Genomic DNA, 20,650 nt, shown 5'->3' with positions numbered 1-20,650 from the left:
AAAAGGAAAAGGGAGGTCGGAGGCGGCGGAACGACGCATCAATGCATCGCATCCGCCGGCGCGCGTACGCCGCCCTCGACCACCTGCAGGGAGAGGCCCGGCACGAAGTCCGCGCGCTGCGCGTTCTTCTCCACCGGCTGACGCGTCTTCTTGTGGTTGCCGCTGTACTGACCCACGGTGACGTTGGAGGCGACACCGTAAGGCGTAGCGATCGCGTCCGGATTGAGCACCGCATCGATCTGCGTCAGCGCGGTAGCCGAGGCACCCTGCGACGAGTTCTGGTTGATGTTCGCCACCGTGTCGGCCGTCGTGTTGAACGCGTAATTGCCCGCATCCACGCCGGTCGCGCCGATATCGCTGATCGACACCGGCTTGCGCAGACCGACCGCCGGATCGGCGAAGAGCGCGCTTCCCGCGATGAAGTTCACCACGTCACCCGGCAGGATGCCGCTGGTACCGAGCAACGCGCGGTCGGTGCTGTTGCCATCGAAGTACTTGTCGGTACCGACCGCGGTGACGACGACGGAACGCTTCGTGATGCTGGCCGTGGTCTGCGGGTTGAAGGTCAGCGCGTAGTTCGATGCGTCGTCGCCGGCGATACCGCCGGTCACGTTCACCGTCTTGCCGTTGCCCGCGTTCTTGTCGACGAAGCTCCCCGAGGTCGAGAGGCCGACCTGGTCACCGGCCAGCACGCCGGTGAGCGTCCCATGCGTCACCGCGCCGGTGCCGCCGTCATAGACCTTGTCGTCGGCAGCGATGCCGGCGGTGATGCCCAGCGGCGTGACCGTCGCCACATCGCGGCCACCGACCAGCGTGTAGTTGTCGGCGAGCGTCGTGCCGTTGCCCGTCAAGGCGAGCGTGCCCAGACCGGACAGCGCACGCTGGGTCGCGACGTTCTTGCTGGCCAGCACGCCGGCGCCGGAGAGCGTCAGCGACTCACCCGCGATACCGGCGACCACGCCCTGGTTGCCGAACATCGCGGCACCGGCGATGGCCGTCGCGTCGTAGACGCGGGTACCGGCCAGATCGAGCACGACCTTGCCGATGTCGGCGGTGGTCGTGGCGTTGCTGCTCAGCGTGTAGTTGCCCGCATCGGCACCCGTCAGGGTACCGGCGACGTTCACCGTCCTGGCCGTGCCCGCGTTCTTGTCGACGAAGTCGCCGCGGGAGGCGATACCGAGATCGTCGCCGGCGAGTACACCGGTCAGCGCGCCCTGCGTCTGCGCCGTGGTGGTCCCGTCGTAGGTCTTGTCGTGAGCCCCGATCGTGCCGAGCACGGTCAAGGGCGTAATGTCGCCGGTGGTCAGCGCCGTCGCGTTATACGTGTAGTTGGCGGCATCGGTACCGGAGGCCGAGATGCCGGTGACGGTGACCGTCTTGCCGGTGCCGACGTTCTTCGTGTCATAGAGCGCGCCGGTACCGTTGAAGACCACCTGATCGCCACCGATGACGCCCGTGGACGACAGCGCGGCGGTGGCCAGCGTATTCGCGTCGTAGACCTTCGTGGAGCCCTGCGCGTCGACGGTGATCTGCCTCGGCGTGATGGTCGCCCAGTGCGAACCACCGACCAGCGTGTAGTTGGTCGACAGCGCGCTGCCGTTGCCCTGCAGGCCGAGCGTACCCAGCGACACGAGGCCCTTCCCGGTCCCGACATTCTTGTCGGCGACCGACCCCGCGCCCGAGAGCGTAAGGGTGTCGCCGTTGATGCCGTCCACCTGGAAGTCGCCGGCGAACGCGCTGGCGGCGATGGCGGTCGAGCCGTCGTAGACACGCTCGCCGTGCAGATCGATGACATACGGCGTGACCGCCGCGAGCGTCGTCGAGCTCGTATTCCAGATGTAGTTGCCCACGTCGGCGCCGCCAGCGGCGATACCGCTGGTGGTCACGGTCTTGCCGGTACGCGCGTTGGCGTCGTCAAAGCTGGCCCCGCTGCTGGAAAAGGTGACGACGTCGCTGCCGAGCACGCCACTGGCGGACAGTACGCTCGAGGCTCCCGTGTTGCCGTCGTAAACCTTGTCGCTCGCGACCGTGCTCACGATGACGCTGGCCCTGGCGATCGATGCCGTCGTCGTACTGTTGGCGGTGACGACATAGTTGTTCAGATCGTTGCCGGCCAGTACGCCCGATACGGTCACCGTCTTGTCAGCGCCAGCGTTCTTGTCCGCAAAGCTGCCGGTGGTCGAGCTGTACGACAGGCTGTCGCCGGAAATGACGCCGGTGAGCGTACCGTGCGTGGTCGCGTTCGTCGTGGTGTCGTAGGTGCGGCTGTCGGCGACGATGCTGCCCGTGATGTTCTTCGGGCTGATCCTGGCGGTGGCGGATGCCGTCGTGTTGACGATGTAGTTGACTGCGTCCGCTCCCGACGCAGCGATCCCCGTCACGGCGATCGACTTGTTCGCGCCGGCGTTCTTGTCGCTGAACAGCGCACCCGTGTAACCGAGGCTCAGATCGTCGCCGCTGAAGATGTGATCCCCCGCCAGCGACACCGACGCGGTGCGCGAGGCATCGTAGACCTTGTCGACGCCCGTTGCCGTCACGGTCAGCGCATACGGCGTGATGACGAAGCGATCCACACCACCGGCGAGCGAGTAGTTGCCCGCGCTCGCCGTATCGATGCCCGTCAGCGCGAGACTGCCCAGCCCCAGATTACCCGTGCCATCGGCCGCCCGGTTATAGGTGCCGACGTTCTTCGAGCTGGTCATGCCGGCGCCGCTGAGGCTCAGCTTCTCGCCGTTCACCCCGTTGACCACGCCGTTGGTACCGAAAAGACTCGCCGCCACCGACGTCGTCTGGTCGTAGGCACGCGTGCCCGTCAGGCTGATGATGTAAGGCGTGACGTTCGCATGCGTCGTGGCCGCCGTATTGCTGAGCGTGTAGTTGGCCGCGTCGGCGCCGCTTGCGGTGATGCCGGTGAGCGACACCAGCTTGCCGTCGCCCACGTCCCTGGTATCGAAGGTATTCGTCGACGCGCTGAACGTCACCTTGTCGCCCGATGCCAGGCCCGTGCTGCCCAGCGTGGCGCCCGACGCGGTAGTGCCGTCATAGACCTTGTTCACGCCGGTGGCGGCCACTGCTATCGCCTTCGCCGTGATGTCGGCGCGGACGTCCGTGGGCTGGACGATCGTGTAGTTGTTCTTGTCGGCGCCGTCGATGCCGATGGCCGTGGTCACGACCTTGTTGGTGCCGACGTTCTTCGTATCGAACTTACCGAGCGCCGTGTTGGTCATCGTGACGACATCGGCACCCAGCACGCCTTCCAGGACGGAGCCGTGCAGCGCCGCATCGGTGGTGCCGTCATAGATCCTGCTGTCCGCGAACGTACCGGTAACTCTCAGTGTCGCCTTGTTGACGATGTAGTTATACGTGCCGCCGGTCAGCGTGTAGTTCGATGCCAGATAGGCGCCATTGTTGCCGAGCGTGAGGCCACTCGCATCGAAGCCGGCGCCGTTCTTGTAGGTGCCCACGTTCTTGCTGCTCAGAGTACCTGCGCCACCCAACACCAGCGATTCGCCGGAGACGAGGTTGCCGAGGCTCAGCGTACCGGCTGACGCGGCCGTCGTGGTGTCATAGGTCCGCGAACCGGACAGGTTCAGCACGCGCGGAGTGATGTTGGCCGTGGCCGTCGCGCTGCTGTTGCTCAGCGTGTAGTTGCCGGCGTCTCCGCCGCCCTTGGTGATGCCGTTGACCGTGACGGTACGGCCGTCCTGGACATCCTTGCCGTCGAAGTTGCTCGAGGTGCTGGCGAACGTGACCGTGTCGCCCACGACCACCCCGGCGGACGTCAGCGCCGTGGTCGCCGCCGTCGTACCGTCGTACTGCTTGTTCTGCGCGGTGGCCGTGGCGGTGATGGCCTTCGCCGAGATCGTCGCCGAGATATCCGTCGGTTGAATCACGACGTAGTTGGTCGCGTCGTTGCCGGTTACCTGCATGGACGTCGTGACGCCACGCGTGCCGACATTCTTGCTGGCGAACGTACCGGTGGCCGTGGTCGCCCCATCGAGTGTCACGGCATCGCTGCCGAGCACACCCTGGAGCGTCGCACCGCTCAACTGCGCGACGGTGTTGCCGTCGTAGACCTTGTCCGCGGCCGTCGTGTTGATCACGGTAAGCGACGCGGGCGTAATGGTCACCCAGTCGATACCGCCGGCGAGCGTGTAATTGCCGGCCGTGCTGCCGCCGCTGGCACCCAGGGTCAGTGTGCCGAAGTCCGCGAAGGCACGCTTCGAGCCGACATTTTTGGTCACCAGGTTACCGGAGCCGGTCAGCGTCAGCTTCTCGCCGTTGACACCGGCGACCGTGCCGCCGGAGGTGAACAGGGAAGCGTCCGCGCCGACGGTGGCGTCGTAGACCCGCGTGCTCATCAGGTTGATGATGAACGGCGTGATGGTGCCGAGCGTGCCGGTGGCCGCGGTCGGCAGCGAGTAGTTTGCGAGATTGGTACCGCTATCGGCGACGAAGTCGGAAACCGACAACGTGGATTTCAGACCGATGTGGCTGCCAGCGTTCACCGTGACGTAATTCGCGGTGGATGACTGCGGGATGGTGGCGCCCTGGCCGGTGACGAAGCCGTCGAGCGTGTAATCGCTCGCCAGCAGGGTCACGGAGTCCGATCCATCGTACGGCTTGGTCGGATTGCCGGTGATGGACGCCGTCACGGCGCGCCTGGCGATATCGGCGGTGAGACCGGCGAACTGGTCGATACGGTAGTTCGACGCACGACTGCCGCTCAGGCCGAGGCCCGTCACGGTCACCGCCTGACCGGTGATCGCGTTCGCGGAGCGAACGGTGCCGGTGGCAACGGTGGCGTCGAGCGCGACATTGCCCTGATCGCTGGAGAACACGCCGCCGAGGACGGCGCCGCTCGAGTTCAGGCCGATCGTGGTGTTGCCGTCGTAGGTCTTGTTGATCGCCGTGATGCCGGTGAGCGTCAGGGTGTACGGATTGATCGTTGCGGTCAGGCCCGTGAGGGGCTGCAGCGCGTAGTTACCGGCGTCGCTGCCCGAGATTGAGAAGCCGAGCGGCGTCACGGCCTTGCCGGTACCCGCGTCCGCGGTGGCGAAGGTGCCGGTCGTTCCGCGAGTCAGCGTGACCGTACCGTTCCTCGCGTCGTCGGCGACCAGGCCGACAAGCGATGCGCCAGCGCTGTTGAGCGTGGCGGCGGTCGTCGTGTCGTAGGTCTTGTTCACCGCCGACACGCCGAGGATGTACAGCGGCGCCGCCGTGATCGAACCCGGACCGGTAGCGGTCAGATCGAGCGTGTAGTTGGACAGGTCGGTGCCGCTGTTGGCCAGGTACGACGTGGTCGCCATCTGGGCCGTGATGGTCTTGCCGGTGCCGACGTTGCGGTTTTCGAAGTCGACGAACTTCGAAGGAACGATCTGCGCGCCCTCGCCGTTGGCGAAACCGGAGATCGCGTAGTCGTCCGCCGTGAGCGAGATGTACGTGGTGCCGTTGTACACCTTCGTCGGCGTATTGATGATCGCAGCGGTCAGCAATGCCGGCGTGATCTCGCCCGTGCCGTAGGCGGCGGTGGGCAGCGGCGTGTAGTTGGAAAGGTCGGTGCCACCGTAGGGCGTGTAGTCGGCGTCGGTGAGCGAGACGCTGACCGGCTGCCTGCCGACGTTCTTGCTCGCGTATGTGCCCGTGGTCTTGGTGATGTAGACACCCTCGCCCGGCGCGAATGCCTTGGCAGGGTCGTTGACGGTGATCGTGTAGTCGCCGCCGCTGGTAGGGCTGCCCGCGATGAGCGTCGCCAGCAGGCTGCCGTCGTAGGCACGGGTCGGGTTGCCGCTGATCACCACCGACAGCGCGCCGAGGTCGCGCTGGGTGATCGTGCCGTAGCCACTGATGCTGGTGGGCAGGACGTAGTTGGAGAGCAGCGTGCTCCCGGTCGCTACGAAGTTGTTCGTGCCGACGGCCGCGGTGACGTCGCGCGTGCCCACGTCCTTGTCGCTATACGTACCGACGGTCTGATTGACCGTGGCGCCCTCGCCGGCGATGAAACCGTACACCTGATAGTTGCTGGCGTTGAGCGTGGCGGCGGTCGTACCGTCGTACTGACGCGACGGGTTGCCGACGATGGTCCAGGTGAGCGGCGCCTTGGCGATCGTGCCCGCACCCACGATGTCGCTGGTGAAGCTGTAGTTCGACAGTGACGCGCCGTTGCCCAGCGTGAAGTCGGAACCTTCCAGGTGCGCCGTGACGGTACGCGAGCCCGCGTTGGCACTGTCGTAGGAAGCGGACGAAGCCTGCTTCACCGTCGCCGTTTCGCCGCCCTGCAGGCCGACGATCTGCACGTTGCCTTCCGCCAGGTTGGCCGTCGTGGTGCCGTTGTAGAGGCGTGTCGGGTTGCCGATGATGCTCAGGTCGAGGTGGCGCTGGGCGATATTGGCGGACAGGCCGGTCGGCTGGGTCAGTGTGTAGTTGCCCAGACCGTTGCCCGCCAGCGAAAAGCCGCTCGCCGACACAGCGATGCCCGTGCCGACATTCTTGCTGGCGAAGGTGCCCGTGCCGCCCGTGGTCACCAGCGAGACCGTGGCCGCGTCGGAACCGACGACGCCGACCAGCTGGGGATTCTGCAACAGCAGAGCCGCCGCGGTGGTGGCGTCGTAGTCCTTGCTCACGGCGGACACGCCATTGATGGTCAACGCCCTGGGCGTGATCGACGCGGTGATGTCCGACTGCAGTACCAGGTCGTAATTGGACGCCTTGCTGCCGACCAGTTGGAAGCCGGTGGCGGTGACCGACTTGCCGTTGCCGGCATTGGCGTTCGCGAACAGGCCGGCGCCGGCGCTCGTGTCGAGCGTCGCGTCCGCCGCGTCGCCCGAGATCACGCCGAAGATGGAGGCGCGCGACTTATCCAGTGTGTCGACCGCGCTGCCGTCGTAGATCTTGTCGGTACCGATCAGGCCCGAGAGCTGAACCTTGGCCTTGTTGATGGTGCCCATGCCCGTGGCGACCGTCGGCAACGCGTAGTTGGCCAGGTTGGTACCGTTGGCGGCGACGAAGTTCGATGCCACGAAGTTGGCGGTGATGTTGACCGCACCCGCACTGGCCGAATCGTAGAGCACGCTGTTCGGCTGGCTGAACGTGATGCTCTCACCCGACACCAGGCCACTGGTCAGGTAGTTGGACGACGTCAGCGTCGCCGTCTGCGTCCCGTTGTACGTCTTGGTCGGGTTGTTGACGATTGCGATGCCGAGCTGCTTCGGATCGATCAGGCCGATGCTGGCCGTCTGGCCCGTCCCGGTGACGGTATAGCCGTAGACGGGGATCGCGCCGGTCGCGTCGGCGAACGTATAAGCTGACGTCGCGGAGGGCGCGGTGACGACGATGCCGCTCGCGGCGTCCTTACTCGCATACGTACCGGCCACAGCGCGCATCGTGTTGCCGTCGACGAGGCCGGTCCGGGTGAAGTTGGCGTCGGTCAGACTGGCGGCCGTGGTGCCGTCGTACGCTTTCTCGACCGTACCGGTCAGCGCCGTGATCGCGACCGTCGGCGCGAGCTGGTAGAGGAAACCGTTGCCGGTGCCCTGAGGCGTCGCGCCCGCCCCGGCGTTGTACTGGATGAACTGCGGGGTGAGGCCGCCGCGCGTGTCGCTCGTCGGGCTGGCTGAATACACCAGCCACTTGCCGGAAGCGGACGACAACGCACTGGCACCCGCGTTGTTGATGAACTGGTTGGCCGCGGTCAGCGTGACGCCGGTGCCGCCTGCGATCGTGCCCGCCGTGCCCAGCGTGATGTTGCCGTTGCCACCGTTGCCGTTGGCCTTGATCACGACGCCACCCGCGCCGGTGATCGCGCTGTTGACGTTGACCGCCCGGTAGGCATCGAGGGTGAGCGTGGCGCTGGCGTTGGTCCAGGCGATCGGCGCGTTCACGGTGATGTCGCCCGAGCCGGAGGCGTTCGTCACGCCCTGGCCGCTGGCGCCGGTGGCTGTCGTCTGCTCGGTGACGCTGGTGCCGCCGTTGAGCGTGGTGGAGATCGTATTCGCGGCGGTCGCGTCGATGGTCAGGTCATAGGGATCGACCAGCCACGTGCCCGACTTGCCCTTCGGCGCACTGGCGGTGATGGCCGCCGCACCGATGTGCGCATAAGCGCCCGAGGTCTCGATCGTGCCGCCATCGCCACCGTTCGGCGCGCTGGCGTCGAGCGTGCCTTCCACGTTGACGTGGCCGGCTTTCATGCCGCCCAGCAGGACGATCTGGCCGTTGTGGTTTTCGACCGTCTGCGCGCGTACGACGCCCGTGTTGTTCACGGTGCTGGCCAGCAGCGAGTCCGCCGCGCCCGCCGTCATGAAGACGCGACCGCCGTCGGCCTGCACCAGCTGACGGTTCTCGACCAGGTTGTCGAGCGTGCTGCGATCCACCTGCAGATGCATCAGGCGGCTGCCATCGAAGGTCAGCGTGATGGCGCTGCCGCCGCCCATCGCCACCGTACCCAGCTGAGCCGAGACCGTGCCCTGGTTGGATACGCTGTTGCCGAGCAGCGCGATGTAACCACCGCTGGCGGCGCGCAGGCTGCCCTTGTTGACGACGCTGCCCTTACCGTTGCCGCTGAAGGTGCGGGTGCCGGACGCGAGTGAGTCATCGGAGGTGTCCAGCGTGGACGCCACCAGGCCGCCCACGTTGACCTGCGCCCCTTCGCCGAACAACACACCGTTCGGATTGATCAACCAGACCTGCCCGTTGGCATTGAGGTGACCGTAGATATCCGACGCCTTGTTACCGAGGATCCGGTTCACGGCGATGGCGTCGCTGCCCGGCTGGACGAAGTTGACCGTTTCGTTGGCGCCGATATCGAAGGTCTGCCAGTTCAGCGAAAGGCGCTGGGTGGTCTGGTTGATCGTCGTTGTCGTGCCGTCCTGATGAATCGTGCCGATGCCGGCCGACACCTGTCCGCCCGTCTGCCCCGCCTGCGCGGCGCCGGTGGCGCTCAGTGCGAGCGACACCGCCACGGCGATGGTCGCGAGGCGCGGTGCGCGCGAAAGGCTGCCGCCTGCGACGGCGGGGCGGCTGTTGCGGGCGAGTTCGCTGGCGGCGACCCACTGGCAGGTGGCGACGTTCCAGCACAGACGATAGATACGGTTCATTCGGGCGGTCTTCCTTAGAGCGCATGCAAACGCAGGGGCGCACCCGGCATCGGAACCGAGTGGAAAAGACAGCTATCGGGAAGCCCCCCTGAGGACTTGGCGCGGCCACGACGTACGTGGCCTGCGCTTTTTCGGCATATTAAACGAGGCGATGCCGCCTTGTCTCGGACGGGTTGTGAAATGCCGACTTAGTGCCCGTTTCGTCCGGGTAGAATATCGTTATTCGTGACGAGGGACACACAAAAGTCCACGAATGCCCTGACCTTTGGCGGTGCGTGTCGGCGCGAGGGGTAGAAGGCATAGAGAGGGAAGGTTTCGCCGTTCCACTCGGGAAACAGTTCGACGAGCCGGCCGTCGGCCAGAGCGCTCTGGACACTGGCGGCGAGTACCTGCGCCACACCCGCGCCGGCCAGGCACACGGCGTACATCGTTCCCGAGTCGTTGACCAGCAAAGGACCGGTCGTCTGCACGGGCACCACCTTGCCGCGCCGATGAAACTCCCACTCGAACGGGCGCCGGGTGACCGGATCTCGGAACTGGATGCAGCGGTGTGCCGCGAGCTCGGACGGGTTCGACGGCCGACCGTGCTTTTTGAGGTAGGACGGCGCGGCAACGGTCAGCACACGGGTATCGAGCAGTTTGCGCGCCACGAGTGAAGACGAGGGTGGTTCGCAGAAGCGTACGGAGACGTCGATGCCCTCGCCAATCAGGTCGCCAAGGTCGTCGCGCGTCACGATCTCAACCTCGAGACCGGGGTAGCGCGAAAGGAAGGCCTCCAGTCGCGGTGCCACGATCTGCCAGGAAAACATCGGATCGAGACTGACCCGAAGGCGTCCACGTACGGCCTGTGCATCGCCGGCGGCCGACCATGCCGCATCCTCGATCCCCGACAGCAGGGGGCTTACGCGGTCGTAGAGACGCTCGCCTTCGTCGGTCAGGCTCACCGAGCGTGTCGTCCGGTGCAGGAGGCGTACGCCCAGGCGCGTCTCGAGCCGGCCGATGGCGCGGCTGACGCCCGAAGGCGACAGCCCGAGCGCCTCGGCGGCGCGGGCGAAATTGCCGGTCTCCACGACCGAGACCAGCACGGAAAGGTTGCCGAGAAATCGGCCATCGGTGGACATGGGGGGCACCTTGCGGGTGAACGCACGGTCGGAGGATGCCACGTTCACTCATGACATAACATCATGAAAGAACTGCACACAGGTCGCTTCAGTCACGACTGGCCACTCACTAATCTTCTCCCGGTCCCCTACGCCCCAGGAAAAAGATCATGTACGCCATCACCGGAATCACGGGCCAGGTCGGCAGCGCGCTGGCCGATGCCTTGTTCGCCGCAGGGAGGCCGGTCCGCGCCGTCGTGCGCGATGCGAGCAAGGCGGAGCCCTTCGTCGCGCGCGGCGCGGAAGTCGCGGTCGCCGAGCTTCATGACACGGCCGCGTTGACGCGCGCCTTCAGCGGTGCCGAAGCCGTGTTCATCCTGCTCCCGCCGGTCTTCGATCCCGCGCCCGATTTTCTGACGGCCGAGGATCCGGCCATCGCGTCCATCCATGACGCGCTGCTGGCCGCCCGGCCGAAACAGGTGGTCGCACTGTCGACCATCGGTGCCGACGCGACGCAGGAGAACCTGCTGTCGCGGCTCACCCGCATGGAACGGGTGCTCGGCGGCCTGCCCGTTCCCGTCACCTTCCTGCGGGCGGGGTGGTTTCTCGAGAACGCGCGGTGGGATGTGGCCTCGGCCCGCGATGACGGCGTCATCGACAGTTTCCTGGCACCTCTGGACCGGAAGATCGCGATGGTTGCTACCAGGGATGTGGGCCAGCTGGCAGCGTCCCTGCTCGACGAACGTTGCGAAGGCCATCGCGTGGTGGAGCTGGAAGGAGCCGGGCGTGTCAGCCCGAACGATATCGCCGCGGCATTCTCCAGGGCCCTCGGACGTGACGTGCGTGCGCGTCTGGTGCCACGCGCCACGTGGGCCGCGCGATTCACCGCCGACGGCATGAGCAACCCAACGCCGCGGATGCGGATGATCGACGGGTTCAACGAGGGCTGGATCGATTTCGGCGCCGACGCGATCAAGGGGACCACCAGCCTCGACGTCGTCATGGCCGGACTGTTGTCGAAGCCGGTCGGCTGAGTGCCTAGAACCAGAGACGAACGCCGGCCACCCAGCGGCGGTCGGTGATGCGTTGACCGCGGCCCGAGGCCAGATCCGCCGTGCCGCCGGTCAGGTGCTCCCAGGCGACACCCACATACGGGGCGACGGACCGGCGGATTTCATAGCGCAGACGCAGGCCGCCGTCGACGCTGGAGATGCCGGATCGAATGCCACGGGCGATGTCGTTCTTGCCGTAAGCGTTGAGCTCGATTTCCGGCTGGAGGATCAATCGCTGCGTAAGCAGCAGTTCGTACTCCACGCGAACCCGTGCAGCCGTACGCCCGCCCTGGCCCGCGTACGCGGTGGCCTCGACCTCGAACCAGTACGGCGCGAGGCCCTGCACGCCGAACGCCGCCCAGTTCCGTTTCGGGCCGGCGCCGATGTCACGCCGCACGCCAAGCTGCGTATCCCAGAACGTCGCCACGGCGTGGCTCCAGAGCACTTCCACATCACCGTCCTGCGGACGGCCGTCGCTTCGATCGCCCTCGCTCCGAACCCAGAGCTTGTCGCGATCGTTGCCGTACCAGCCCTCCGCCTCCCACGATTGCCCATGACCACCCTGCCCCGCATAAGCCTCGAGGTTGTCGATCAGCAACATACCCGTGGATGACGTGTCGTCCATGTCCATCATGTGCATGTCGTGCGCCGACATCGGGGCCACGCCGTCGGACCAGTCGCCACTGCGCGCATCGGCCGGCGCCTTGCCGCCCTGCATGGGGCCCATTTCCATCCCCGCGTTATTGCTCGTGTGGCCCATGCCCGCCATGCCGCTCATGTCGTGACCGGCGTGGTCCGGCGAGTCATGCGGGTCCGCAGGCGATGCCGCGGGTGCGGACGCGGCCGGCGGCGGATCGTCATGCATCGTCGAATGATCCATGCCCTGCATGCCCTGCATGCCCTGCATGTCTTGCATGTCCTTCATGGACTGGGCCGCGACGATACCCGGCATCATCGCCAGCGCGACCAGCGCGGCACGCCACGTCATGACACCACCACTTCGCGGAACATGCCCGCTTCCATGTGATAGAGCATGTGACAGTGAAACGCCCAGCGTCCGGGATTGTCCGCCGTCACCGCATAACTCACCTGCTGCGCGGGCTGGATGTTGACGGTGTGTTTGCGTACCTGAAACGCGCCGTCGGGAGATTCGATCTCGCTCCACATGCCGTGCAGATGAATGGGGTGATTCATCATGGTGTCGTTGACCAGCGTCACGCGAAGACGCTCGCCCGAGCGGAAATGCACCGGCTTCGCCTCGGAATATTTCAGGCCATCGAACGACCACATGAAGCGTTCCATGTTGCCGGTAAGGTGAAGTTCGATCGTACGCGAGGGCTCGCGCGTATCGAGTGCGCCGCCGAGGGTATGCAGGTCCGCATAGGTCAGGACGCGATGCGCACGATCGCGCAGGCCGACGCCCGGGTCGTCCAGGTTGGTGCGCGGCATGTCCACGCGCATGTCCACGCCGGCTCCATACTCGGAACGCGCGTGGCGAGCCATGACCATGCCGCTGTCATCGGCGGCGTCATCCGCCATCGAACCCATCATGTCGCGCATGGCCAGCCGTGGGCGCGGATCGAGCGGCGGTAGGGGGGCGGCCATACCCTCTCGCGGCGCAAGCGTGGCGCGCGCGTAGCCTGAGCGATCGATGGACTGAGCGAAGATCGTGTAGGCGCGATCGTCGCCCGGTTCCACGATGACGTCGTATGTCTCGGCCGCCGAGAGTCGCAATTCATCCACCAGCACGGGCTCGACGTCCTGACCATCGGCTGCGATCACACGCAGGCGCAGCCCCGGAATACGCAGGTCGAAAATCGAATTGGACGAACCGTTGATGAGCCGGAGGCGCACGCGCTCGCCGGGCCGGAACAGACCTGTCCAGTTGGCCGCCGGGGTCGCTCCATTCACCAGGTACGTGTAGGTCGCGCCGGATACGTCGGCAAGGTCACTCATATTCATGCGCATGCGATTCCACATGCTGCGTATCGACGCGGCCTCGCCCAGGCCTTTGGCGCGTGCATCCCGGAGGAAATCGGATAGCGACGGCTGTCCGTAGTTGTAGACGTCGCTTCGGGTCCGCAGCTTTGCATAGACGCGTTCGGGATCTTCGTCGGTCCAGTCGCTGATCAGGAGAACATAGTCCCGATCGGCGACATGACGCTCACCCTCTTTCGGCTCGATGACGATCGCGCCATACAGGCCGCTTTGTTCCTGAAATCGACTGTGCGCGTGGTACCAGTACGTACCCGACTGCCGGATCGGAAAGCGATAGGTGAAGCCGGATCCCGCCGGGATACCGTCGAAACTGATGCCGGGCACGCCGTCCTGATCGGCGGGCACGATCAAGCCGTGCCAGTGGATCGATGACGTCGTGTCGAGATGGTTTTTCACGTGCAGGCTGACGGTCTCGCCCTCCTTCCAGCGCAAAGTTGGACCCGGAACGCCGCCGTTGACCGTTACCGCACGGCGCGCCCGGCCCGTGAAGTCCACGGAAGCTTCGCGAATCTCCAGGTCCATGGCGTTGCCGGCCAATGACGACGCCGGCGACATCGGATCCGTGGCCCAGGCTGGCCGTATCAATCCCAACCCGAGACCGACGCCCGCCGTGGTCAGCCCCTGCACAAACCGGCGGCGCGGCAGAAGGATCGAAGGGACGTCGGAACGGCGCATGTCGGTGGGCTTTTTGGCGGTCGAAACCGCAGCCTAGCGATGGCACGACCTGATCGACAACTCTGGACGTGGCTCCTGGCGGTTCCAACCTCAGCGATAAGCCACATTGACGGTGATGTGAGCATTGGCGACACCGGGAGCGATGTCCGCCCCCGTCGTCCGGTATCGCGCCCGAAACCCCAGCTGCTGCCCTTCCGTGCGCGCAGGCAGGACCATTGGCGTCGGGCTGTTGGGGAGCGCCTGGGCGTCGGGGTCGTCGCTGCGTAGCTCGATGGCGACGCCTGTCGCCGCCCCCGGGCCGCTCAGCTTGAACAGCGACGCCTCGTCGGCGTCGGGCGTTCCGGTAAAGCTCATCAGCATCTGCGTGGCGTTCGTGCATCCTGTGACGACCAGCGACTGTGTCGCCCAGTGACTACTGCCCGCCAGCTTGAGATCGCGTCCGTCGACATTACCGAGTGCGAAGACGAGGTGCCTCAAGGCGAAGGCGCAGGTCGGTCGTTGTGGCTCGATACGCGCGTCCATCAGGTCGACCCAGACCTGAGACTGGTCGTCGTACCCGGCACGTGCCAGCGTCCCGGTCGACAGGTTACCGCCCGTGGTGACCTCGCCCGTCTTGATCAGCTGAACGCGGAAGTGAGCGTTCGACAGCTGACCCTTGAAGGTCCAGGGGATGAATTCGCGCTCCGGAAGGACACGCTCACCGTAGCTGCTGTTGAAGAAATAAACCCGGATGCCGACACCGGGCACGTTGGTTTCATAGATGTTGTCACCCAGGGCACTGGGTGAGCCGAACAAGGCCAGGCTGCCCGTACGCGTCGGCTTGATGCATTTGAACTGGGGTGCGTTCCACGCGGCTGTGCTCTTCTCCGCGAGCACCGTACCGCGCGCGGTCCCGGCCGGCACGGATACCGTCCCGAAGGAAAGGGCCTGACCGACACCCTGCGATGGATGCGTTATGCAACGTGCCGATGCCATCCCGGGTATGGCGGACGCGGCGACGGCCATGACGACGGCGAGAAAGGAGGCGCGGCAGGGGCAGGAGCACATGATCGGACTCGCTCGGAAAGGGGCCCGGCCACTCTGCCTGTCAGTCCGACGCGACCCCATACGGCGATTCTGAAAATGGGATGTCGGCGCCCTGCCCGCTCCACGGCGCATTCACCGCACGTCATCAATGATCGCGGGATGAGCCTGCACGAGTACAAGCGCAAGCGAAACTTCGGACGTACGCGCGAGCCGGCCCCCGAAGGCTCCGCTCGCGCCGGACGTGCCATCTTCGTCGTCCAGCTGCACCATGCTTCACGTCGTCACTTCGATTTTCGTCTGCAGGTAGGCGATACGCTGCGCAGCTGGGCCGTGCCCAAGGGCCCGAGTTATGACCCGAAGGTGAAGCGCCTCGCCGTGGAGGTGGAGGATCACCCGGTGTCTTACGCGGACTTCGAAGGCGATATCGCCGAAGGCTATGGCAAGGGTCATGTCGATCTTTTTGACCGCGGCGTGTGGGCAACCCGTGGCGACGCCGAGGCTCAGCTGCACAAGGGACATCTGGTGTTCGAGTTGTTCGGCGAACGGCTCAAGGGAACGTGGCACCTGGTACGCAGCGGCAGAAAAGAACGCCAGCCCGCATGGTTCCTCATCAAGGCCGACGACGCGTATGCCGGCGATGTCGAAGCCGACGACCTGCTCGATGCGACGATGCGCGAAAGCACGCGTCGTGCCGCGAAGACCCCGGCGAAGCGCAGTGCGGCCGCCCGGTCCACGGCTCGCGACAAGGTCGTCCCGAAGGTCCGCAAGGTGTCCACGGCCGTGCTGACGAAGGCGGCGGTGGCGCTCGACGGCTCACGCAAGGCAAAGGCGTCCGGCGACTTCTTCGCTCCTCAGCTTGCGCGTCTGCGCGAGGTGCCACCGCAGGGCGACGCGTGGCTGCACGAGGTCAAGTGGGACGGCTATCGCATCGTTGCGACACTGCTCAAGGGGAAGGCAAGGCTGTGGTCGCGTAACGGGTTGCCATGGAACGAGCGCCTGCCCGAGATCGTGCAGGCGCTGGAAGCGCTCGGCCTGGACAGCGCGCGCCTCGATGGCGAACTCATCGCACTGGATGGCGAAGGCCGCAGTGACTTCAACGCGCTGCAGCGCACGCTGTCCGGTGAGGCGCAGGCGCCGCTGGTCTACATGCTGTTCGACCTCCCCTTTATTCAGGGACACGACCTGAGTCGCGTGCCGTTGATCGAGCGTAAGGCACTCCTTCAGCGCCTGCTCGCTCATGCACCCGCCCACCTTGGTTTCAGCTCGCATACCGTGGCGCATGGCGACGATGTCTTCGCCATGGCGATGGAGCAGAAGCTCGAAGGCATCATCGCCAAACGTGTCGACGGCGGTTACCACGGCGGGCGCGGCGACGACTGGCAGAAGATCAAACGGCTGGAGAGCGACGAGTTCGCCGTCGTCGGATACACGCCAGCGAAAGGCTCGCGACTTGCGTTCGGATCGTTGCTGCTCGCGCGACCGAACGGGAAGGGAGGCTGGACCTACGCAGGGCGCGTCGGCACGGGTTTTACCGATGCGATGCTGCGCGACCTGGGCGACACACTGGCCAGAGGCGGCACGAAAAAACCCGGGGTACGCATCGAGAACATCGACCCGATGCTGCGTGGCGCGTTATGGGTCCAGCCCACTGTCGTCGCCGAAGTCTATTTCCGCGGCATCGGCAACAAGACACTTCTGCGTCAGCCGAGCCTCAAGGCCCTGCGCGTCGACAAGTCCGTCGAGGATCTGGGCGACAGCGATCGCGCGTCGTCGGAAAAACGCAGTGCCGACAAGACGACGAAGCGAACCGGGAAGAAGGCGGCGTCGAAACCCGATCCCGCCAGGACGATTACCATCACCCATCCGGACCGTCTCGTCTTTCCCGCTGACAAGATCAGCAAGCAGGACGTCGTCGACTACTACAAGCACGTCATGCCATGGCTGCTGCCCGGCATCCATGACCGCCCGACCTCGACCATCCGCTGTCCCGGTGGCATCGACTCGCCGTGCTTCTTTCAGAAACACATGGTGGCGGGCCTTGAGCACACGGGTCAGGCGAAGCTCAAGGAGGAGACGGGTGCGCAGGCGGTCTATCTGTATCCACGTGACGAGACGGGCGTCATGGAACTGCTGCAGTTCGGCGCCGTGGAGTTTCACCCCTGGGGCTCGCACGTCGACAGTCCCGATGTGGCGGATCGCGTCGTGTTCGACCTTGACCCGGGTGACGACGTCGCGTGGTCGCGCGTCGTGGCCGCGGCACGGATGACGCGCGGTTTCCTTGCCGACCTCGGACTGGTGTCGTTCGTTCGCACCACAGGAGGCAAGGGCCTTCACGTCGTCGTTCCGCTGAACCCCGGCGTCGCCTGGAAAGAAGTGAAGGCTTTTGCCCGCGGGTTTGCCGAAGCGCTCGCCGCGTTGCATCCGCTGGAGTTCGTCGCCACCGCGACCAAGCGATTCCGGCAAGGCAGGATCTATGTCGATTATCTGCGCAACGGGCGCGGCGCCACCGCCGTGGCGTCGTACTCGCTACGATCTCGGGTCGGCGCTCCCGTGGCGGTTCCGCTGCGCTGGGAGGAGCTTGGCAAGGTGCGCTCAGGCGCGGCGTTCGACATCCGGTCCACACCTAAGCGGCTGGCCCGACTGAAGAAAGACCCCTGGGAGGGAATCGACAGCGTGAAACAGAGCCTGGATTCGGTCACCCGCAAGCTGACGGGTCAATGAGCGCGCCGACCCTGTAAACTGCGCCATCTCCACCAAGCCGGCCCTTCATGCTCGCCTCGCTTCCCGCCTTCCTGCGCATACCCCTCGCCTGCGTGCTGCTGCTCGCCAACACGGTGCTGCATGTGACGCCGTTGTTCCTGCTGACGCTGGTGCGCCTGATCCTGCCCTTGCAGGTCCTGCGCCGGGGCGTTTCGAGAATGCTGGTGTGGATCGCCGAGAGCTGGCTTGGCTTCAATGGCTGGATGTTCGGCGTATTCACTCGCACGCGCTGGCTGGTCGAGGGCGACCAGGACGTCAGTCCACGTGAGAATTACCTGGTCGTGTGCAATCACCAGAGCTGGGTCGATATTCCGGCGCTGCAGAAAGTGTTCAACCGCCGCATTCCGTTCATGCGTTTCTTCCTGAAGAGCCAGCTGATCTGGGTGCCGCTGCTCGGACCCGCCTGGTGGGCGCTCGACTTCCCGTTCATGAAGCGTCATTCACGCCAGGAACTCGAGGCCAGGCCGGAGCTGCGCGGCAAGGATCGCGAGGCGACGCGTCGCGCGTGCGAAAAGTTCCGTCACCTGCCGGTGGCCATCATGAACTTCACCGAAGGCACGCGATTCACGCCGGCGAAGCACGACGCGCAGGGTTCGCCGTACAAGCATCTGCTGCGTCCCAAGGCGGGTGGCGTCGCGTTCGTCATCGACGCGATGGGCGATGCGATACGCCAGATTCTCGATGTGACCATCGTTTACCCCGATGGTCCGACCTCGATGATGGACATGATCGCGGGACGCATCCGCGAGATTCGCATCCACATCCGTCGCATCCCCATCCCGTCCGCCATGCGCGGCGATTACGAAGGCGATGCCGTGTTCCGCGAGCGCTTTCAGACATGGGTCAACGAGCTCTGGGCGGAGAAAGACGCGCGCATCGCATCGATGCTGACGCGGCAGGTGTAACGGCCCCGCGGCAAGTGGCGACGGAAATGCGGCGTCAGTGAGCCGTCTCTTTCGCCAGGCGCTCTTCCAGTTTCCGCCTGCCTGCATCGGCGTAGGTCGCGCAGGTCTTGCCCTCGGCCTGTTCCGGGTGCGGCGCGAGCAGCACATCGCACGGTTGTAACGCCCCGAGGCGCTTGATGGATTGCCGGTAAGCCGTGACATACGCGGGATGATCCGCAAAGCGATAGCCGTCCGCGGCGAAGGCGCCGAGACTATCCGCGAACACGATCTGCTTGCACGCCGCGCCCTCGCACGATTGCCATGTCCACGCCGTGCCTCCCGGCGTGTGTCCCGGCGTGAGGTGCGCCGTCAGCGTGAGTGAGCCAACGCGGACGACGCTGCCTTCCACGATGTCTCCCTTCGCTTTTACCGCGGGATACAACGGTGCTTCCCCATGCTGCGGATCGTCCACGTCGTTGCCGCCAAGAGCAAGCTCCTTCGCGGCCGCCGCCGTGGCTCGCACCGGTGCGCCGGTATCGCGCGCCAGCCTGGCGATACCGCCCGCGTGATCGGCATGCGCATGCGAGTTGAGGATCAGCTTGATGTCCTCGATGCGGAAGCCGAGCTTGCGGATATTGGCTTCAACCAGGGTCGCATTCTCCGGCAGCGTCGCATCGATCAGCACATGACCCTGCGGTGAGGTGATCAGGATCGAGGACAGTCCCCTGGTGCCGACGAAGTACGTGTTGCCATAGATGACATGCGGCGCGACCGGCTCGGTCCACGCCGGGTTCATGGCCGCGGAGGCGGGCAGGGCGATACAGGCGGCGAGGGCGGACAGGGTGCGGCGCATGGTGTGATTCCCTGGGACTGGAGATCCGCAGGATAGGGCGCCGCGCGGGACCGTGGAGGGGCGGGATTCTGTCGCGGCGATGGCACGGAATGCGCGGTGCCGCGGCTTACCGGTCCCTGGCTTTAGGCCTTCGCTGACGCGCCCGCCAGAACAGAAACCCCGTCACCAGCAGAAACATCGGCAGCAGGCCGGTGAAACAGGCAACGACGCGCCAGAGCCAGCCACCCACGGCGGCGGAATGGATCGGGAACAACGCGTTGGCCAGGCGGCCGCCTGGCCCCAGCTTCGTCGCATCGTCACCGCCCAGCACGGTCGCCGTCGCGGGGTCGATCCACAGCGAGCTGCGGCCGGCGCGATTCCATTCCCCGGGACGGCGGATACGGGCCACCACGGTACCGCTTTCCTTCGACGGCAGGATCAGGCGGGTGATCACGGCATCCGGCGCGGCGGCCTGCGCCGCCACGAGCACGCGGGCCCAGTCGATGCTTACGGAGGCCGGGGCGACCTTCGGCGGTTTCGGGCGCGCCGGCTCGCTGAAGGCGGCGGCGAGACCGTTACGCACGGCGCCGCGGTAAGCCATCGTGGTGCCGGTACCGATCATCACGATGAGCAGGGGCAGGGCGATGACACCCACCGCACGGTGGAAGCTTGCCCAGCGAAGGGTGGGCGGATTCGTGTGCGGCTGCAGATGCCTGATCGCGCGCTGGCGGCCCGGCCAGTACAGCCACACGCCGGAGAAAAGCATGAAAAGGCCCGTGAAGGCGACCACGCCCAGCACGGTTTCACCGACCTCGCCCGTGAGCAGGTGCGTGTGCCAGTCGAGCAGCATCAGCAGGGGATCGCCAGCCAGCTTGCGCTTCAGCAGCAGCTCGCCCGTGCCTGCGTCGTAGTACGCGCGATTGCCGCCGCGTTCCTGGGCTTCCCACATGGGAAGCTCGGCGTCGGGCAGCGAGACACCGCGCATGCCCTTGCCCGCGGGTGAAGCGAGGATGGCCGAAAGACCACGCCCCTGACTGGCCAGGTCGGGCAGGGGCCGGTTGGCGAGCGCGGGGTGGCTGGCGACGAACAGCGGCTCCTCGAACAGCAGCACGCTGCCGGACAGGGTCACCAGCGCCAGCAACAGGCCCAGCGTGAACCCGAGCCAGAGGTGCAGCGTTTTCAGCCAGGCACGAAAACGGCGCGGGCGAGCGGTCATAACGAGAGGGCCACC

General features: G+C 65.8%; 10 protein-coding genes. 3 read left to right on the top strand and 7 right to left on the bottom strand.

What is annotated here, in order from left to right; genetic code table 11:
* Positions 1-38: 38 nt before the first annotated feature.
* On the bottom strand, positions 39-9,092 hold the full coding sequence (locus B5X73_RS10325) for a YDG domain-containing protein (RefSeq protein WP_079521669.1): 9,054 nt from the start codon (positions 9,090-9,092) through the stop codon (positions 39-41).
* Between the two features lie 188 nt (positions 9,093-9,280).
* Positions 9,281-10,255, bottom strand: a complete 975-nt coding sequence (locus B5X73_RS10320; RefSeq protein ID WP_254857272.1) for a LysR family transcriptional regulator — start codon at positions 10,253-10,255, stop codon at positions 9,281-9,283.
* A gap of 107 nt (positions 10,256-10,362) precedes the next feature.
* Between B5X73_RS10320 and B5X73_RS10315 the strand changes: the two genes are divergently transcribed.
* A complete protein-coding gene (locus B5X73_RS10315; RefSeq protein WP_079521602.1) occupies positions 10,363-11,226 on the top strand; it encodes an NmrA family NAD(P)-binding protein in 864 nt (287 codons plus the stop codon).
* A gap of 4 nt (positions 11,227-11,230) precedes the next feature.
* On the opposite strand, the gene B5X73_RS10310 is transcribed toward B5X73_RS10315, so the two are convergent.
* The 3 genes from B5X73_RS10310 to B5X73_RS10300 all read right to left on the bottom strand — a co-directional run bounded on the left by B5X73_RS10310 (position 11,231) and on the right by B5X73_RS10300 (position 14,964).
* Positions 11,231-12,232 (bottom strand): copper resistance protein B, encoded by a 1,002-nt coding sequence (locus tag B5X73_RS10310; RefSeq protein WP_176167801.1) that lies wholly within the window; start codon positions 12,230-12,232, stop codon positions 11,231-11,233.
* Positions 12,229-13,917, bottom strand: a complete 1,689-nt coding sequence (locus tag B5X73_RS10305) for a copper resistance system multicopper oxidase (RefSeq protein WP_079521601.1) — start codon at positions 13,915-13,917, stop codon at positions 12,229-12,231. The genes B5X73_RS10310 and B5X73_RS10305 overlap by 4 nt, the downstream gene beginning before the upstream one ends.
* 90 nt (positions 13,918-14,007) lie before the next feature.
* Positions 14,008-14,964, bottom strand: coding sequence for a fimbrial protein (locus B5X73_RS10300; RefSeq protein ID WP_176167800.1), 957 nt, complete (start codon positions 14,962-14,964; stop codon positions 14,008-14,010).
* A gap of 138 nt (positions 14,965-15,102) precedes the next feature.
* Between B5X73_RS10300 and ligD the strand changes: the two genes are divergently transcribed.
* Entirely contained in the window at positions 15,103-17,664 is a 2,562-nt protein-coding gene (ligD, locus tag B5X73_RS10295; RefSeq protein ID WP_079521599.1) for a DNA ligase D, read from the top strand.
* A gap of 47 nt (positions 17,665-17,711) precedes the next feature.
* Positions 17,712-18,608, top strand: coding sequence for an acyltransferase (locus B5X73_RS10290; RefSeq protein ID WP_079521598.1), 897 nt, complete (start codon positions 17,712-17,714; stop codon positions 18,606-18,608).
* Between the two features lie 34 nt (positions 18,609-18,642).
* On the opposite strand, the gene bla is transcribed toward B5X73_RS10290, so the two are convergent.
* Entirely contained in the window at positions 18,643-19,440 is a 798-nt protein-coding gene (gene bla / locus B5X73_RS10285; RefSeq protein WP_079521597.1) for a subclass B3 metallo-beta-lactamase, read from the bottom strand.
* 106 nt (positions 19,441-19,546) lie between these two features.
* The gene (locus B5X73_RS10280; protein ID WP_079521596.1) at positions 19,547-20,635 is read right to left on the bottom strand and encodes a PepSY-associated TM helix domain-containing protein; all 1,089 of its coding nucleotides are present in this window, start codon (positions 20,633-20,635) and stop codon (positions 19,547-19,549) included.
* Between the last annotated feature and the right edge of the window lie 15 nt (positions 20,636-20,650).

Source organism: Luteibacter sp. 22Crub2.1 (assembly GCF_900167995.1).
GTDB lineage: Bacteria > Pseudomonadota > Gammaproteobacteria > Xanthomonadales > Rhodanobacteraceae > Luteibacter > Luteibacter mycovicinus.
Note: the sequence above shows the minus strand (reverse complement) of the source record. Positions and strands in the feature narration are given on the sequence as shown.

Excerpts from the sequence above, each read along its gene's own strand:
- B5X73_RS10315 (WP_079521602.1), top strand. The coding sequence starts at position 10,363 with ATGTACGCCATCACCGGAATCACGGGCCAGGTCGGCAGCGCGCTGGCC.
- bla (WP_079521597.1), bottom strand. The coding sequence starts at position 19,440 with ATGCGCCGCACCCTGTCCGCCCTCGCCGCCTGTATCGCCCTGCCCGCC.
- ligD (WP_079521599.1), top strand. The coding sequence starts at position 15,103 with ATGAGCCTGCACGAGTACAAGCGCAAGCGAAACTTCGGACGTACGCGC.
- B5X73_RS10305 (WP_079521601.1), bottom strand. The coding sequence starts at position 13,917 with ATGCGCCGTTCCGACGTCCCTTCGATCCTTCTGCCGCGCCGCCGGTTT.
- B5X73_RS10290 (WP_079521598.1), top strand. The coding sequence starts at position 17,712 with ATGCTCGCCTCGCTTCCCGCCTTCCTGCGCATACCCCTCGCCTGCGTG.
- B5X73_RS10310 (WP_176167801.1), bottom strand. The coding sequence starts at position 12,232 with ATGACGTGGCGTGCCGCGCTGGTCGCGCTGGCGATGATGCCGGGTATC.
- B5X73_RS10300 (WP_176167800.1), bottom strand. The coding sequence starts at position 14,964 with ATGTGCTCCTGCCCCTGCCGCGCCTCCTTTCTCGCCGTCGTCATGGCC.
- B5X73_RS10325 (WP_079521669.1), bottom strand. The coding sequence starts at position 9,092 with ATGAACCGTATCTATCGTCTGTGCTGGAACGTCGCCACCTGCCAGTGG.
- B5X73_RS10280 (WP_079521596.1), bottom strand. The coding sequence starts at position 20,635 with ATGACCGCTCGCCCGCGCCGTTTTCGTGCCTGGCTGAAAACGCTGCAC.